Origin of the sequence: Fructilactobacillus myrtifloralis (assembly GCF_024029335.1) — a bacterium.
GTDB lineage: Bacteria > Bacillota > Bacilli > Lactobacillales > Lactobacillaceae > Fructilactobacillus > Fructilactobacillus myrtifloralis.
The window spans coordinates 713,290-729,919 of record NZ_CP097116.1; the positions used below are offsets into that span (position 1 = coordinate 713,290).

At 49.8% G+C, this 16,630-nt stretch carries 15 protein-coding genes and 2 pseudogenes; 13 read left to right on the forward strand and 4 right to left on the reverse strand.

Annotated features, from left to right (window positions below; all coding sequences use genetic code 11):
• Positions 1 to 92 precede the first annotated feature (92 nt).
• Together M3M35_RS07410 and trhA are read left to right on the forward strand one after the other, a co-directional pair.
• A pseudogene (locus M3M35_RS07410) lies at positions 93 to 236 on the forward strand (sunset domain-containing protein); the annotation flags it as partial.
• 74 nt (positions 237 to 310) lie between these two features.
• Complete coding sequence (gene trhA / locus M3M35_RS03725) at positions 311 to 958, forward strand: PAQR family membrane homeostasis protein TrhA (protein ID WP_252750646.1); 648 nt, start codon at positions 311 to 313, stop codon at positions 956 to 958.
• Positions 959 to 1,034: 76 nt separating this feature from the next.
• On the opposite strand, the gene rpiA is transcribed toward trhA, so the two are convergent.
• Both rpiA and rbsK read right to left on the reverse strand, forming a co-directional pair.
• Positions 1,035 to 1,760 carry a ribose 5-phosphate isomerase A gene (rpiA, locus tag M3M35_RS03730; protein WP_252750690.1) on the reverse strand — a complete coding sequence of 242 codons (726 nt, stop codon included), beginning with the start codon at positions 1,758 to 1,760 and terminating at the stop codon, positions 1,035 to 1,037.
• Positions 1,749 to 2,663 (reverse strand): annotated as a pseudogene (rbsK, locus tag M3M35_RS03735) (ribokinase); the annotation flags it as partial. The gene rpiA and the pseudogene rbsK, both read right to left, overlap by 12 nt.
• 386 nt (positions 2,664 to 3,049) lie before the next feature.
• On the opposite strand from rbsK, the gene M3M35_RS03740 reads away from it, so the two are divergent.
• From M3M35_RS03740 to M3M35_RS03780, 9 genes are all read left to right on the forward strand, one after another.
• Positions 3,050 to 4,063 (forward strand): zinc-dependent alcohol dehydrogenase family protein, encoded by a 1,014-nt coding sequence (locus M3M35_RS03740; RefSeq protein ID WP_252750691.1) that lies wholly within the window; start codon positions 3,050 to 3,052, stop codon positions 4,061 to 4,063.
• Between the two features lie 20 nt (positions 4,064 to 4,083).
• Entirely contained in the window at positions 4,084 to 4,923 is an 840-nt protein-coding gene (locus tag M3M35_RS03745) for a DUF6198 family protein (RefSeq protein ID WP_252750647.1), read from the forward strand.
• A 203-nt stretch (positions 4,924 to 5,126) separates the two neighbouring features.
• Positions 5,127 to 6,539, forward strand: coding sequence for an amino acid permease (locus M3M35_RS03750; protein ID WP_252750648.1), 1,413 nt, complete (start codon positions 5,127 to 5,129; stop codon positions 6,537 to 6,539).
• A gap of 279 nt (positions 6,540 to 6,818) precedes the next feature.
• On the forward strand, positions 6,819 to 8,471 hold the full coding sequence (locus tag M3M35_RS03755) for a peptide ABC transporter substrate-binding protein (protein WP_252750649.1): 1,653 nt from the start codon (positions 6,819 to 6,821) through the stop codon (positions 8,469 to 8,471).
• A 16-nt stretch (positions 8,472 to 8,487) separates the two neighbouring features.
• Positions 8,488 to 9,420 carry an oligopeptide ABC transporter permease gene (gene opp3b, locus M3M35_RS03760; RefSeq protein ID WP_252750650.1) on the forward strand — a complete coding sequence of 311 codons (933 nt, stop codon included), beginning with the start codon at positions 8,488 to 8,490 and terminating at the stop codon, positions 9,418 to 9,420.
• Positions 9,420 to 10,445 carry an ABC transporter permease gene (locus M3M35_RS03765; protein ID WP_252750651.1) on the forward strand — a complete coding sequence of 342 codons (1,026 nt, stop codon included), beginning with the start codon at positions 9,420 to 9,422 and terminating at the stop codon, positions 10,443 to 10,445. The genes opp3b and M3M35_RS03765 overlap by 1 nt, the downstream gene beginning before the upstream one ends.
• A 15-nt stretch (positions 10,446 to 10,460) precedes the next feature.
• Complete coding sequence (locus M3M35_RS03770) at positions 10,461 to 11,510, forward strand: ABC transporter ATP-binding protein (RefSeq protein ID WP_274706362.1); 1,050 nt, start codon at positions 10,461 to 10,463, stop codon at positions 11,508 to 11,510.
• Positions 11,503 to 12,423, forward strand: coding sequence for an ABC transporter ATP-binding protein (locus M3M35_RS03775; RefSeq protein WP_252750652.1), 921 nt, complete (start codon positions 11,503 to 11,505; stop codon positions 12,421 to 12,423). The genes M3M35_RS03770 and M3M35_RS03775 overlap by 8 nt, the downstream gene beginning before the upstream one ends.
• 121 nt (positions 12,424 to 12,544) lie before the next feature.
• Positions 12,545 to 13,192 carry a DUF1129 domain-containing protein gene (locus M3M35_RS03780; protein ID WP_252750653.1) on the forward strand — a complete coding sequence of 216 codons (648 nt, stop codon included), beginning with the start codon at positions 12,545 to 12,547 and terminating at the stop codon, positions 13,190 to 13,192.
• 35 nt (positions 13,193 to 13,227) lie between these two features.
• Here M3M35_RS03780 and M3M35_RS03785 read toward each other — a convergent pair whose 3' ends face one another.
• Both M3M35_RS03785 and M3M35_RS03790 read right to left on the reverse strand, forming a co-directional pair.
• Positions 13,228 to 13,989 carry an ABC transporter permease gene (locus tag M3M35_RS03785; RefSeq protein WP_252750654.1) on the reverse strand — a complete coding sequence of 254 codons (762 nt, stop codon included), beginning with the start codon at positions 13,987 to 13,989 and terminating at the stop codon, positions 13,228 to 13,230.
• Positions 13,982 to 14,638 carry an ABC transporter ATP-binding protein gene (locus M3M35_RS03790; protein WP_252750655.1) on the reverse strand — a complete coding sequence of 219 codons (657 nt, stop codon included), beginning with the start codon at positions 14,636 to 14,638 and terminating at the stop codon, positions 13,982 to 13,984. The genes M3M35_RS03785 and M3M35_RS03790 overlap by 8 nt, the downstream gene beginning before the upstream one ends.
• A 141-nt stretch (positions 14,639 to 14,779) precedes the next feature.
• Between M3M35_RS03790 and rlmD the strand changes: the two genes are divergently transcribed.
• Together rlmD and M3M35_RS03800 are read left to right on the forward strand one after the other, a co-directional pair.
• Positions 14,780 to 16,189, forward strand: a complete 1,410-nt coding sequence (gene rlmD, locus M3M35_RS03795) for a 23S rRNA (uracil(1939)-C(5))-methyltransferase RlmD (protein WP_252750656.1) — start codon at positions 14,780 to 14,782, stop codon at positions 16,187 to 16,189.
• 16 nt (positions 16,190 to 16,205) lie between these two features.
• On the forward strand, positions 16,206 to 16,613 hold the full coding sequence (locus M3M35_RS03800; RefSeq protein ID WP_252749353.1) for a hypothetical protein: 408 nt from the start codon (positions 16,206 to 16,208) through the stop codon (positions 16,611 to 16,613).
• The last annotated feature ends 17 nt before the right edge of the window (positions 16,614 to 16,630 follow it).

The window sequence follows — 16,630 nt, forward strand, 5'->3', positions numbered from 1 at the left end:
AAACAAAGCAGGTGAAAACCCCGACTCCGAAACCGGCACCCACTACTTCGGAGCCCGTCACGAATAATGAACCGGACCCGCAACCAAACTCCGCGGGCACAATCATTGGTAACAGTCGCACGCTGGTTTACCATACTCCGGACCAGTCAAACTATCACATTAACAGTGGCAATATCGTTTCCTTCGATTCCGAAGCAGAAGCGCAGGCCGCTGGCTATCATAAATCAACTCGTTAAAAAGGAACCGCACCTGCGGTTCCTTTTTTGGTATCATGAAGCTGAATTAATCTTGTCAATAAAGAAGGATGCTTATGCTGAACCACTTTCGCAACAGTCGTGATTACCAGATTCTCAATGAAATTCTCAGTGCCCTAACCCACGGAATCGGAGCGGCAGTGAGCATTGCGGGTTTAGTCCTACTCATTTTACGTGGGGTGCAAGAAGGTGGCGCCCTCAGAATCACCTGCTTTGCCATCTATGGTTCGATTCTGGTGCTCTTTTACCTGGCCTCGACCCTCTTTCACAGCCTCTCGTTTACACCTGCTAAACACATTTTCCAGGTCTTTGACCACTCGGCAATTTACATCTTGATTGCGGGAACTTACCTGCCCTACTGTTTGGTGACCATTGGAGGGTGGCTCGGTTGGACCACTTTGATTGTGATCTGGCTGATGGCGCTTGCTGGCATTATCTATAAAGCCATGTATGGCAATCGGTTCCCGGTTGTTTCCACCGTCATTTACGTCGTGATGGGCTGGGCCTGTCTAGTGGATGCCCTTCCGCTATGGCAACGTCTGAACCACCTAAGTTTCTGGCTTCTGTTTGCCGGTGGCGTTGCTTTTACCGTGGGCGCCGTGCTATACAGTTTTAAACGCATCCTCTTTGGTCATGTAATTTGGCACCTCTTCGTGATGCTCGGGACGGTCTTAATGTACTTTTCGATTTATATAGGGGTCTAACCTAGATAACAATAACGGGGTGGGAGAACGACACGTTCTCCCACCCCGTTTGTAGTTTGAATTAATTAACCCATCCTTAGGCACTTTCCACGTGGCGCTTAGTCACCTGGACTTCATCACCACCAACGACCAGTTCATCACAGACGTTTAAAAACAGTCCGTGTTCCACGACGCCCGTCTGTTTCTTAAGGTTCGCCGCTAGCGCTGGCAAATCAGCACCCTTGGGAATCGTGATGTCAATCAGGTAGTTCCCAGAATCCGTGGCGAGGATGTCGCCGTTGTCCTGAAAGCGAAACGCCGGGTGATACCCGTGGTCGCGCAGGTAACGAAAGACGCCCATCCCGCCAAACGGAATCACTTCGACTGGCAACATTTGCCATGCGAGCGATTTCCGTGGTTTTCTCGAATCCACGATCCAGATGTTCCGTTTCGACATGTTAGCAACCAGTTTTTCAAACAGGAGCGCGGCGCCACCACCTTTGATCCCGTCGAGATGTTCGTCCACTACGTCTGCGCCATCAACCGTGATATCGACGGCATCAATCGTATTAACATCCAGCATCCGCATTCCCAACTGTTCGGCGAGTTGTTGAGTGCCGACCGACGTTGCGACACACTCAATGTCTAAGTGTTCGGCTTCAATCCGGTCATGAATGGCCTGCACAAAGTAGGCTGCCGTGGTCCCGGAGCCCAGCCCCAGCACGATGTGATCGGGAATCCGAGCTGCCACGTACTGGGCTGCTTGTTCCTTTTCCCGTTCAATTCGTTCCTTTGAGTGGGTCCGTTTGTGATTAGCGGCCACGATTTGGTCCCGCGTGGGAATCGAATTCTGCGCCCCCGCCGTTTGCACTGTCAACGACGAGGCCCGGTTGGCGTAGAGCATTGCATCTTCGATGTTATGGTTATCCAAATCCAGTTGGGTCGCCAACGCCCCGATAAAGGTGTCCCCCGCGGCAGTTGTATCAACAGCCTTAACCTTAAAGGCCGGGATAAAACCGTGGGCTTGCGGAGTTGCATAGAACGCGCCCTTGGAACCGACCGTGATAATCACCATCGTAATGCCCAGACTGAAAAAGGCCATTGCATTATCCAGCATCGAAACCTCATCGGTGACTTCGATGCCCGTCAGAGTCTGTGCCTCCGTTTCGTTCGGCGTGATGACGTCCGTGAGCTGCAATAGCTCTGCGGGTAACTCCCGGGCCGGGGCCGGATTTAAAATCGTTTGCACGCCGTGGTGTTTGGCAATCCGAAAGGCAGCGAGAATCGCTGGGAGCGGAATTTCGAGTTGGGCGATCACGCGGTCGGCCTGGGCAATCACGTCCGCCTGGGCTTCAACATCGGCCGCCGTCAACTCCATGTTGGCCCCGCCGTAAACGTAAATTGAATTCTGGCCGGACTGATCGACCGTTATGTATGCTTGCCCGGTTTGGGCCTGATCCGTGGTAACGAGGTGGTCGACGTTAATCTGATCGCGCGTAAAGCCCGCTAACATCGCTTGCCCATCCTCATCATTACCTAACTTGGTGATGAAGGTCGTCGCCGCTCCAGAACGGGCGGCCGCGATTGCTTGGTTAGCACCCTTCCCCCCTCCATGGGCTTGTTGGTAACTATCAATCGCCAACGTTTCGCCGGGGAGTGCGTACTTGGGCACGTTTAAAACCTTATCCACGTTAGTAGAACCGACCACTACGATTTTTTTCTGCATCTCATGACCCCATTTCTCTTGGTTTGCTTAAATTATACCACGTTTATGTAAGCGCTTACCGAAAATTCGGAAGTCTCTTTGTCTCCAGAATTTGTGAAAAAATTCCTAAGTTTGCCCGCCCATTTTAACTGGTTCGAGCTTCAAATCGGAGCGAAAACAATTTTGTGCCGCTTTTCACTTGTGAAATTAATTTGATTATGGGAATCTTACTAAAACCCCTTGCAATAATAATGTAAACGGTTTATATTTTTAGGTGTACCATCGAGTAGCTTTCCTAGGTGGAACCTGACTTCTCAGTGAAGTTTAGATTCAGTTAGTAAGCATGCTCAAATTATCACTTTGTTTTTTTAGATTATTTTATGAGGAGAATGACTATGGCTGACAAAATGAAAGCTTTGGTAATGACTGCCAAACAACAAATGGAAATCCAAGAACGCGATGTTCCAACTCCCAAAGATGATGAAGTTTTAGTAGAAACTGCATACACGGGAATTTGTGGAACTGATACGGGACTCTTTAACGGTCTCCCTGGTTCAGCTGACGCCGTTCCCCCAATTGTCCTTGGTCACGAAAACTCTGGAATCGTGCGGGCCGTTGGTAAAAACGTGCAAGACTTCAAAGAAGGCGACCGGGTAGCCGTTGACCCTAACATCTACTGTGGCAAGTGTCACTACTGTCACATCGGCCTTTACGAAGAATGTGACAACCTTTCTGCCGTTGGAGTTACTCGTGACGGTGGTTTGGAACAATACTTCACTGCTCCAGAAGAAGTAACTTACCATGTTCCGGATGACCTATCATTAAAGGCTGCTTGCTCAACGGAACCAGTTTCTTGTGGTGTTCACACGATGCACATCATGGAAGACATTCAACCTAGCATGACTGCTTTAATCATCGGTGATGGTTACATGGCTAAACTGTTTGCTCAATTATTACGGGCTTACGGAATCCAAAACATCACGATGACTGGTCGTCACGATGACTTGCTGGCCCAAGAAAAAGAACAATTAAACTTAACGAACGTTGTAAACACGACTAAGGAAGACATTCCTGGTAACTACGACGTCGTGATCGAAGCCGTTGGTAAACCAGAAACGCAAGAACAAGCCGTTCAACACACGAACAAGGGTGCTCAAGTGTTCATGTTCGGGGTTGGTGCTCCCGGTCAAACGTTCTCAATGAACACGTACGAAATCTTCAAGAAACAATTAACGGTTAAGGGTTCCATGATTAACCCACACGCCTTCGTTGATTCAATCGAATTGCTTGAATCTGGTGCCGTTAAGGTTGAACCATTCCAAGCTAACGTAATTTCGTTAGAAGAAGTGGAAGGGGTTTTGAACCACTCTACTCCTAAGACTGGTAAAACCATCGTTGCTGTTAACCCGAACTTGAAATAATTGGCATAAAGGAGACCAACATGGCTAATCAAAAACCGAAAAAAACGCCGCGGACCATTTCCATGAAAACATCCATCATGTTTTTTGCCCTTTCGTTGGTGATCAACTCCTTGGGAAACGTGCTCACGCTGGTTTCTAGTTCCAAAGTGCTCCCCTCGTTTTTAGGTTCAGCCTACTGGACCGCCGCGGAAACAAACCTGGGGATTGCCTTTCACTGGAACCTCTTTTGGGCCTTCTTAATTCTCGGAGTTGTAATTACCATCCTAAATGCCATTCTGGTGGGCCACTGGGATTGGGGCCGGGCCATCGGAAACGTGATTTTCATGGTGCCGTTCTCCTTTTTAATCCAATTCTTTAACAACTTGTTCGTGGGTGGTGACTTCTTTGGGATTCACATGAGTCCCATCGTCAACATTCCGGAGGCTGACGTGCACGCTGGTGACTGGTGGCTAATCGCCATTTACATCCTGATTAACTTTATCGGGGTGGCGTTCATTGCAATTGCAATTTCAATCTACCAACGGGTTAACCTCGTGTTGCACCCGGCTGATGATCTGATGCAGATCCTGCGGTTTAAATACTTCAAGGGAAACGCTGGTCGGGCAATGTGGGCTTCCTACATTCCCCCAACGATCATGGCCGTGGTGGCCTACGTAATGACCCGGCAATTTACCTTCTACGGAATTGGAACCATTTTTGCCTTCCTCTTCCAAGGAAACATTACCGGGTGGGCCGATAAAATGGTCTTTCCCCGGTTGAAACACCAAGCAGTCGACGTTGCTGATGGTGATGAACCCATCATCGTTGAAGAAATCGATAGTGATATCGAAGCTTACGACGAACGTCACGACCACAAATAGTTACTTGCATAAAGTCCCTGTTACTAAGTTAGTAACGGGGGCTTTTTTTTTCGTGCAATCCGTCAACCGCGGACGGTTCCTGGTGGAACTCTCCTCCCCATGTTCTGTTTTATAACATGAACAACTGTCTAAAAAACATTGACACTAATTTAAAGTTCGTGCTATAGTCAGAAAAATTTATTTTACCCACAGGAGGATTGCTCATGAACAGTCTCTTTCGGAAGAAAAACATTACTACACTGCTCAACCAAACTACGCCCCTGAAACGTACCCTGACCGCCAAGGACCTGACCCTGCTTGGAATCGGGGCCATTATCGGAACCGGAATCTTCGTGCTGACCGGGAAAGGGGCCTTGACGGCTGGTCCCGCGCTCTCAATCTCATTTCTGCTCGCCGCCATCTGTTGTGGCTTCGCCGGTCTCTGTTACGCGGAATTTGCATCGATGGCGCCGATTGCTGGCTCCGCCTACACCTATTCCTTCATTGCCTTTGGAGAATTAATCGCCTTTATCATCGGCTGGGACCTGATTTTGGAGTATGCACTCGCATCGGCTACCGTAGCCGTCGGGTGGTCGGGTTACTTCGTCAACATCCTAGCAAACATTGGGATTAAAATCCCCACCGCATTGACCGCAGCCGCCGGTACGACCCCGGGCGTGCACACCGTCTTTAACCTCCCCGCCTTTGTCATTGTCCTGGTGATTACCTGGGTGATTGCGCTGGGGATTAACGAAACCAAACGCTTAAACACCATCATGGTGGCGATTAAACTTGGTGTAATCCTGCTCTTCATTCTCTTTACCGTTTGGTCCATCAAAGTTTCCAACTGGAAACCCTTCAGTCCCTTTGGCTGGTACTCACTTCACAACCACACGGCCGCCGGGATTATTCCGGCCGCTTCAATTGTCTTCTTCTCTTTCATCGGGTTTGATTCGGTTTCTTCAAGTGCCGAAGAAACCATTAACCCCAGCAAGAACCTGCCCCGCGGGATTCTCTTTTCACTGATCATTTCAACCATTCTCTACATCATCATGACTTTGATCATGACGGGGGTCGTGAAGTACCCTGTCTTTGCTAAGTACCTGAACGCTCCAGTGCTCGCGGTGCTCGCCCAGACCGGCCAAACCTGGTTAGCCGCCGTGGTAAGTTTGGGGGCCGTAGTCGGAATGACCACCGTGATCTTGGTGATGCTCTACGGTCAATCCCGGATTAGTTACTCAATGGCCAGAGACGGCCTCTTCCCGAAGGTCTTTAGCAAGGTTGATCAAAAACACCAAACGCCCTACGTGGTGACCTGGTTCTTTGGGATTATCACCGCGCTTGCCGCTGGGCTCGTCAACCTGAACATTCTCTCCGAGCTGGTTAACATTGGAACCCTGTCCGCCTTCATCTTGGTGGCTGCTGGAATCATGGTGATGCGTTACACCCAACCGCACGCAAAGCGGGGCTTTAAAGCGCCCTTGGTACCCCTCACGCCGATCCTATCGATCCTCTTCTGTGGCCTGCTCATCGCGGGGCTCAACTGGGAAACATGGGTTCGATTCTTAATCTGGCTCGCCCTCGGCCTCCTCGTTTACTTTGGCTACAGCCGCAGACACTCCGTTTTAAATCACTAACTTAAAAAGCAGTCCTTAGTTGGACTGCTTTTGTAATTGGATTGCCGGCAGAATTTCATTCGCCATTAACGAAGCGGTATGACCCCCAAGGCGGGCGCATTTTACGCTTTGTCCCGTGATTTGCAAACATTTAATGTTACTTTTTATAACATGTTCGTAAATTAATTCAGAACATCCTCATTAATACAATTAATATTAACATTTTTTATTTACATTTCGGGATGCTGGGGGTACGATAAGAAAAACTTAAGTTTTTGAATTTTTTTGGAGGTAGTCACTATGGATTTTTTTCGGCACCGTAACTTAATTTCAGTTGCGCTGATTGGTGCCGCTGCCCTCACGCTGACCGGACTAGCTCGCCCGGTACATGCTGCTGACGACAGTGGCTCTAAAACAACGCTTTCAATTAGTGCCAAGGCCCCGGTCAATACCATGGACTCATCTTTAAATACTGATGCCTACGGGGCACAGTCTTTAAATAACACCATGGAGGGTCTGTATCGTTTCACCGGTCAAAAGCTCAAACCGGCGATTGCTAAACAAATTGCCGCACCGACCAATGACGGTAAACGCTATACGATTGACCTTAAAAAGACTAAGTGGTCCAACGGGGACCCGGTCACTGCACATGACTTTGTCTACGCTTGGCAACGCATGGTCGACCCAAAAACGGCCTCGCAGTATGCCTACATTTACAGTGGGATTAAAAACGCTGACGCGATTGCCGCGGGAAAGAAAAAGCCCAGTGAGTTAGGGATCAAAGCCCTCGGGCCGTACAAGTTGCAAATTGACTTGGATCACCCGATTCCCTTCTTCGACACCCTCATGAGTAGTTCCCAATTCTACCCGTTAAACCAGAAGGTCGTTGAAAAACTCGGGGATCAATACGGGCTTTCCAGCAAGGGAATGGTCTTTAACGGACCCTACAAGTTGAAAAACTGGAAGGTCGGCGATACCGAGTGGACCGACGTGAAGAACGATTCATACTGGAATGCCAAACACGTCCAACTCCACAAGATTAAGTACTACTACATCGCGGATCCCAACACTGGTTTGAACCTTTACGATACCAACGTCTTAGACCGGTATCAGGATCTGAGTGGGGATACGGCGCGGCAACTGGCTAACAGTAAACAGTTTAAAACCGATCCGTCCAACTCGACTTCGTACCTAGAACTCAACCAGAAAAAGATTCCGGCCCTTAAAAACGCCAAGTTACGGCAGGCGATGGCCCTCACGATTAACCGGAATGATCTCTCAAACATCATCCTCGGAAAAACGGGACTGCCAGCCCACAGCTTGGTTCCTAGTAAGATGAGCAAGAATCCCGAAACGGGACAAGACTTTACCAATGATCCGCAAGCCGTTGCGGACCGCAAGTACACCGCTTATAACCCCACCAAGGCCAAAAAGTTGTGGCAAGAAGGAATGAAAGAAACCGGTCAAAAGGAACTGAAGTTAACCTTCACGGCCGATAACTTGGATACCACCAAGAAGATGGCGGAATACATCCAAAACAACATGGAAAACGACCTACCTGGGTTGAAACTAACGATTAGTACCGTACCGTTCAAAACCCGGTTACAACGGCAAACAAGTGGTGAGTTTGACATGGTTACCTCCGCTTGGAACGCCGATTACCCAGACCCAACCAACTTCTTGGACCTGATGACGACCGGTAACTCCCAAAACAACGGAAAATGGTCTAACAAGGCCTTTGACCAACAAGAAAAAGCCGCAACGACCACGAATGCTAACGATCCGATGGCCCGGTGGCAAAACATGCAAACCGCTCAACACATTTTGACGCAGCAACAGGGAATCATTCCGCTCTACCAGTACAGTACGGCTTCCGTCACCAAACCAGGAATTCACGGATTCCAAGTTACCCCAACTGGTCAATACGACATGGGCGCAATCTACAAAAAATAAAGGAGGTTAGTTACTGATGACGAAGTACATCTTAAAACGCATTTTCTATCTGTTCTTAACGTTATTAATTATCGCGTCCATCACCTTCTTCATGATGAAGGGGCTCCCCGGAACGCCTTATACCAACCAAGCAAAAATGTCGCCCGACCAGCTTAAAATGATGAACCACAAGTATGGATTTGATAAGCCCCTGTACGTTCAATACTTTATCTACCTGGGCAATTTACTCCACGGTGACTTAGGGACCTCGTTCCAATTTAATAACCAACCCGTTACCCAGCTAATTGGGGACCACATCGGACCATCCATCCAGCTCGGACTGCAGGCCATGGTGCTGGGAACCATCCTTGGGATTATCCTCGGGAGCATCGCGGCAATTCGCAAGAACACCTGGGTCGACGCCCTCGCCACGATTGTATCCATCCTGGGGCTCTCGATTCCCAGTTTCGTGTTAGCAATCCTGCTCCAATACTACCTTGGTTACAAACTGCAACTGTTCCCAGTTGCCCTGTGGCACGGGTTCAGCTCCTCAGTTCTGCCCACCCTCGCCCTTGCAGCCTTTCCCTTGGCCAGCATTGCGCGATACATGCGGACAGAAATGGTGGATGTTTTGCACAGTGATTACATTGAACTCGCCAAGGCGAAGGGGGATACCAGTCGCCAGGTGATCATCAAACACGCCCTGCGGAACTCCTTAATTCCGATCATCACGGTGGTTGGTCCCATGGCCGTTTCCATCATGACTGGTTCCATGGTGGTGGAATCCATCTTCTCAATCCCGGGCATTGGAAATCAATTTGTGCAATCAATTTTAACCAACGATTACCCAACCATCATGGGTCTAACCATCTTCTATTCAGTCTTGATGGTTTCCATTATCCTGATTGTTGATATTCTCTACGGAATCATCGATCCTCGGATTAGACTTGGTAAAGGAGGAAAAGCATAATGGCACAAAATTTACCCCCACAGGAATCCGAATTTCAATTCGTCAGTAATGACCTCTCCAACCTCCCAACTTCCGGTGAGGTGGTCGGTGATTCTCGGACCTACTTTCAAGACGTTAAGCGCCGCTTTGTCCACAATCGGATCGCGATGGTGTCTGGAATCCTACTCGTAATTATCATTTTAATTGCCTTCCTCGGCCCGGCGTTTGTCCCTACGGACCCAAATGCACAAAACGTGCTGTTCGCTAACCTTCCGCCCAAACTCGGTAACCTCAACATTCCCGGTTTAAACGGGATGCAGACCGTGGCTGGGCACACCGTCGATGCCTACAAACAGGCCCACGTACCCCACGGGACTTACTACCTGTTTGGAACTGACTACCTCGGGCGGGACCTGTTCGCTCGGGTTCTCTACGGAACGCGGTTATCAATCATCGTTGCCATCGTGGCCACCCTCTTGGACTTGTTCATTGGGGTGCCGTACGGAATCGTTTCTGGACTAGCCAGTGAACGGGTCGATACGTTTATGCAACGAATTATCGAAATTATTTCGTCCGTTCCGGACCTAATCGTCGTAATTCTGTTGTTGATCGTGCTTAAACCCGGTTTGACCTCCATCATCATTGCGATTGCCTTTACCGGTTGGATTACGATGGCCCGGTTAGTCCGGGCGCAGGTCTTCAAACTGAAGGAAAACGAATACGTGTTAGCTTCCCAAACTCTGGGAGAATCCAAACCAAAGATTGCTTGGAAACACTTAATTCCAAACCTGAGTTCCACCATCATCATTCAAACGATGTTCTCCATACCAACTGCGATCTTCTTTGAAGCCTTCCTAAGCTTCATTGGGATCGGGATTCCGGCTCCGAATGCTTCCCTCGGGACGCTCATGAGTGATGGACAAAAGGCCTTCCACTTCTTGCCATACCAGATGTGGATTCCAGCCTTAATCCTGAGTTTGATCATGATCACAACCAACCTCGTTGGCGATGGCATGCGCGATGCCTTTGACCCACAATCTGATTAGAAAGGAGGAGTACTGATGACTGAAAACATTTTAAACGTGCAAAATCTCGAAGTGGACTTTACCACGCTCAATGGAACCGTTCACGCGATTCGAGACGTTAGTTTTAACCTGAAAAAGGGTGAAACCCTCGCCCTCGTTGGGGAATCCGGTTCCGGAAAGTCCGTCACCGTGCGGAGCGTGATCCAACTATACGCTAAGAACGCAATCGTGACCGGTGGAACCGTCACTTTCCATGATCAAGACCTCCTCCGCTTGCATCCAAAGCAAATGGATAAGATTCGTGGGAAAGACATCTCGATGATTTTTCAGGATCCGATGACGTCCCTCGACCCGACGATGCCAATTGGTAAGCAGGTCGCCGAACCACTCCTAACCCACGGAGAAGCCTCGAAATCAGACGCCATGAAGCGGGCTCAAGAAGTACTCGAAATGGTGGGCATTCCAAACGCCAAGGAACGAATGAAGGACTATCCTCACCAGTTCTCTGGCGGGCAACGGCAACGGATCGTAATCGCCATGGCGATTATTGATAATCCTGAAATTTTAATTGCCGATGAACCAACGACGGCCCTTGACGTGACCGTCCAAGCTCAAATTATTAAACTGTTAAAGGATCTGCAACAAAAGATTGGGACTTCAATCATCTTTATCACCCACGACCTCGGTGTAGTGGCAGGGATTGCCGATCGGGTTGCCGTTATGTATGCCGGTAAAATCATCGAATACGGCCAGACGGACGAGATCTACTACGATCCCCGGCACCCCTACACTTGGGGACTGCTCGATTCGATGCCAACCCTGGATATTCAGGGCCAACGTCTCAAAGCAATCCCTGGGACGCCAGCCAACTTGATTAAGCCGCCCAAGGGTGATGCATTTGCGCCCCGTAATCCCTACGCCTTAAAAATTGATGAACGGTTACAACCGCCCTTCTTCAAAGTGACCGATACCCACTATGCCGCCACTTGGTTGTTAGATCCGCGGGCGCCCAAGGTGACGCCCCCGGCTTCCATCCAAAAACGGTTTGCAAAATACCAACAACTGCGAGGTGAACAAGATGCCTAAGTCCGAACAAAAACCAATCGTAAAGGTCCGCCACTTAAAGCAGTACTTTAACGAAGGCAAAAAAGATGAAGTCAAAGCGGTTGACGACGTTTCTTTCGACATCTACCAGGGCGAAACGTTGGGACTCGTTGGAGAATCCGGTTCTGGAAAAACCACTACCGGCCGGAGTATCATCCGCCTCTACAACCCGACCAGCGGGGACGTTTACTTCCACGATGAAAACATCGCGAAGTTAAAACACCGCCACCTAAAGGATTTTCGCAAGCAAATGCAAATGATCTTTCAGGATCCGTATGCCTCGCTCGATCCACGGATGAAAGTCAAAGACATCATTGCCGAGGGAATTGACATTCACCACCTGGCCAAGAACCACGAGGACCGGGACCATCAGGTGGCAGCGCTCTTAAAGAAGGTTAATTTAAACCCGGAATTTGCCAACCGGTACCCCCACGAATTCTCTGGAGGTCAACGGCAACGAATCGGGATTGCCCGGGCTCTCGCCGTTCAACCAGACTTCATCATCGCCGACGAACCGATTTCCGCGCTGGACGTTTCGATTCAAGCGCAGGTGGTGAACCTGTTGCAAGACATCCAAGAAGAACAGGGGCTCACCTACCTGTTCATCGCCCACGATTTGTCAATGGTGAAGTACATTAGCGACCGGATTGCCGTGCTCTACAAGGGGAAAATCGTCGAAATGGCGGATACCGAAGAGGTGTATAACCACCCCTTACATCCATACACCCAGAGCTTACTTTCGGCGGTACCTGTGCCCGATCCAGAAGAAGAAAAGCACCATCACATCATCGAATTTGACCACTCGCATCCCTTTAAAGCGGGAGAACAACTCCGCGAGGTCAAACCGGGGCACTTCCTCTACTGTGATGAAGCGACCGCCAAACAATATCAATAAGTAAAAAACCACTCAGCTGAGTGGTTTTTTTAGTTCCTGCTCCTAACGGGTCCCGCTGAGGCCCTGGTGAAAGTGGTATAATAATAAAAAACTGATTTTAACCAAAGGAGCATCCGCCCTCGTGAAAATTAGGCAACTACGGCAACAAAATGCCGACTTACAACAACAGCTCACGCCTGCGAACCAGCGCTACTACCAGTCCTTGTTGCTCTACGTCCGCTTTTTCAGTTTCTTTATTCACGAAACTGAAATTGAATCGCAACTCCTGGCGATTCTATACCACATCCTCGATGGACAAGCGCAGGGCCAGTCGGCCGCAAAAACCCTGGGCATGAATCCCAAGGCGCTCGCCTACCAAATTACCCAAGCGCAAAAGATCAGTACCAAATCGTTGTGGAACTTACTGGGCGTGCTGACCGTGGTCGTCATCATCGCCATCTGCGTTCCCGTTCTGCTGATTCCCAACCTACAACTGAACCTAGGGAGTTTTGCCCTTGCCATCGCCTACCTCTGGCTGTTTGGCTGGGTTGTCACCCGCCCCAGGATGCTAAAGTTCTTCCTGCGGTTACCCACGTGGGGCACCATTATTCTCACCGTGGTCCTGTGGGTGCTGTTCTTTTATCCCCTGCTCTTATTACCGATCATTAGTAAAACGACCGCTGCTCCCATCGGAGCGTCCCGGCTTGTCCGCTTTCTGGTTCTCGCCCTCATTATCGTGATCGGGCTGGGAATCTACCTGTACCGGACCCATACCAAAGCGTCTCAATAACTAAAAAAGCCGAACTCGAGCGAGTTCGGCTTTTTTTAACGAATTAATTGTGATTGCTGGTTAAAGAAACTTTGATACCCGAGGTAACACCCGATGATGGAACTGATTGAAGTAATCCCCAGCAACATGAAAGTCACCATAATCTGGTACTTAATTGCCAGCACCGGGTCTGCTCCGGCAAAGATCATTCCAGACATCATCCCAGGGAGGGCCACCAGCCCAACCGTTTTGGCACTATCAATGGTGGGTTGTAACCCGGTCTTAATTGCATCCCGAATGATCCCCTTGCTGGCGACCATCGGGGTTGCTCCAAGTGCTAACATTTCTTGCACCTGGGACCGCCGATCTTTAAACATCGAATTCATGGTCCGGAAACAGAGCCCCATTGAGACCATTGAATTACTAACGATCATCCCCGAAACTGGAATGATTTGCGACGGGATAAACTTCAAGGCCCCATCGAGAACCAGGACCAATAAAATCACGAGCGTACTCGTGGCAATGGCCGTTAACGAAATCCAGAAGGCGTTCCGTAATCCGCCACTGCGCCCCTTCGCGTTGTAAGCCCCGTTGAAAATGATAATCAAAATCAAGATCAGCGTTAACAACCAGTTATTAACTTGGAAGACATACTTTAGGACGTATCCCACTACAAACAACTGGATCACACACCGAATCGTCGCAACGATGAGGTCCTTGGTAATGCCTAGGTGTTCCCGGTATCCAATCCACATGGCAAAGACCACGAAGACCCCCGTGAGCGCCAGGGCCGTATTGGAAACAATTAAATTACTCATGTTTAGCTACCTCCTGCATTTGCCCCGCTTTGAGTTCGTATAGGTGTTCGGCGGCGTTAATCTCCGCGTCATCGTGCGTGATCATAATCACCGTCATCTGGTACTTGTGGTTAAAGTAATCCAGCATCTTATGCACACTCTGCTTACTATCATTGTCCAGTCCGGTGGTCACCTCGTCGGTAATTAACACCTTGGGTGGGAACAGCACGTTCCGTAACAAAGCAATCCGTTGCTTTTCTCCTCCCGAGAGACTCGTCACCTGCCGGTCTAAATCGGCAGCACCAAGATCCACCGTCTGCAAGGCTTGAATGACGTGTTGCTCATCAAACGGTTGCTTGCGAATTTGGTAGGGAAACTCTAGGTTTTCGCGCACCGTATCCCCAAACAAGGTCGGTTGTTGGACGGCGTAGGAAACTGCGCGCCGGTACGTAATCGGATCCAGTTGGTCTAACGGCTGGTCCTCAAAGGTAATCGTCCCACTGGTGGGGTTTAACAGGTATGCCAACAGCTTTACAAACGTCGACTTCCCGCTCCCGGATGGTCCGGTAATTGTCACCACCGCACCGGGATCGATTGACCAATTAATATCTTGAATAATCTGGCGGTCATCCACCGTATAACACAAATGATGGGTTTCTAACTGATGCATGGCGTTCTCCTCTTTTCTTAAATCTTTTGTTATTATACGCTGATTTACCGTGCACTCCAACCAAAAACCCGGGCGCGCTAACTCCTGAGGGAACGGCCCAGAAATGATATAATTAAACAGATTCGTTACAAAGGAGAAAAAATGAAAAAACAACGCAAGCAAGTTTCACATCACACTGGAGACGTCCAGGTCCAATTACACCAGCATGTGACCGTCACAATCAAACGCCTGGGGATTAACGGGGAAGGAGTCGGCTACTACCGGCGGAAGTTGATTTTTATTCCGGGGGCCCTGCCCACCGAAGTCGTTCAGGCCGAAATTAGCGAAATTAAACCGCGCTACCTGCGCGGAACCATCCGCCAAATTGACAAACGCAGTCAGTTTCGGACCGAACCCCGCGATGCTTACGCAACCACGGTCGGCGGTTTAGAACTGGAGGTCCTTGACTATCCCCAACAGCTAAAATTTAAGCGCGATTTGGTCAAACAGGCCCTCAGTCGCTACCATCCCCGCGGCTTCGCCAAGTATGACGTTCGCCCGGTCATTGGCATGCAGCATCCCTATGAGTACCGTAACAAGGCGCAGTTCCAAGTTCGAACGGCGCAAGATGGTCACGTAATCGCCGGGCTCTACCGGGAGGGAACCCATGACGTCGTGGACATGGAAACCTGTGCCGTTCAAGACCCGGTGACGATGAAGGTCATGCGGGCCGTGGTTGCCATGGTGGAGGAGCTCCAGATTCCCACCTACGACGAGGCAACCAACACCGGAATTTTAAAGACGATTGTGGTCCGGGCCGCACATAATACCGACCAGGTCCAGCTAGTCTTCATCACCCACGCCAATAAACTCCTCAAACAACGCCAGTTAATCTGGCGGATTGCAGAAGAACTACCGGAAGTGACCTCCATCATGCACAACGTCAATCCGGGAACTTCACCGCTGATCTGGGGCGATAAGACCAACCGGCTAGCGGGGACTGAGACCATTACCGAAAAAATTAACGGTCTCGACTTCCGGCTTTCCGCCCGGGCCTTTCTCCAGTTAAACTCCATCATGACGCCCAAGCTCTACGACTTGGCGAGCCAGGCGCTCGCACTAGCACCTACCGATCGCCTTGTGGATGCCTACGCGGGGGTCGGTACGATTGGGCTCACCCTAGCCAAGCAAGTCGCTGAAGTGCGGGGAATGGAAACCATTCCCGAGGCGGTGAGCGATGCCCGCCAAAATGCCAGTCTCAATCACATTGACAATGCTGAGTACTTTACCGGGAAAGCCGAAGACCTCCTGCCCGAATGGGAAGCCGCTGGCTGGCAGCCGGATGCGCTCGTGGTTGATCCCCCACGGGTCGGCCTTGACCAACGTCTGATTGCCACGATTTTAAAAACGCGGCCCCGCAAATTCGTGTACGTTTCGTGTAACCAATCTACGTTAGCGCAAGACTTAGTCGAACTGAGTAAGGCTTATAACGTCGACTACCTCCAACCTGTCGACATGTTGCCCCAGACACCCCACATTGAAATTGTGGTCAAATTAACTCGTAAAGATTAACCAAAGGAGAATCTTCATGAACCAGTTTCACTTTAATGACGAAGATGACGCCCAGTTAAAGCAACTGATCAACATGCTTCCAGATAACTACGCCGTGGTATATCGAGCTGATGGCCGGGTCCGGATTAACAAGGTCGGCCTCTCGTTTACCGCCCTCTTTTTTGGGATTTTACCGGCCTGGTTTCGCGGAGATTGGTACAACGTTTTCTGTATGTTAGGGGTGGAAGCCTTCTTTACAATGCTCTATAGCTACCTGACTGGAAGTGACCTCGCGACCGCTTCCTACCAACTCGGCATCTTTTTTAACCTCCTGTGGTTTGCGATCTACAACCTAATGTACTTCCGTCACTCCCAAAACCTCAACTACCAGCCGTACGACCGCCGCTCGGCGCAGTTATTACAGCAACATCATTATTATCGTTAACAACGAGGCTGCTCTAC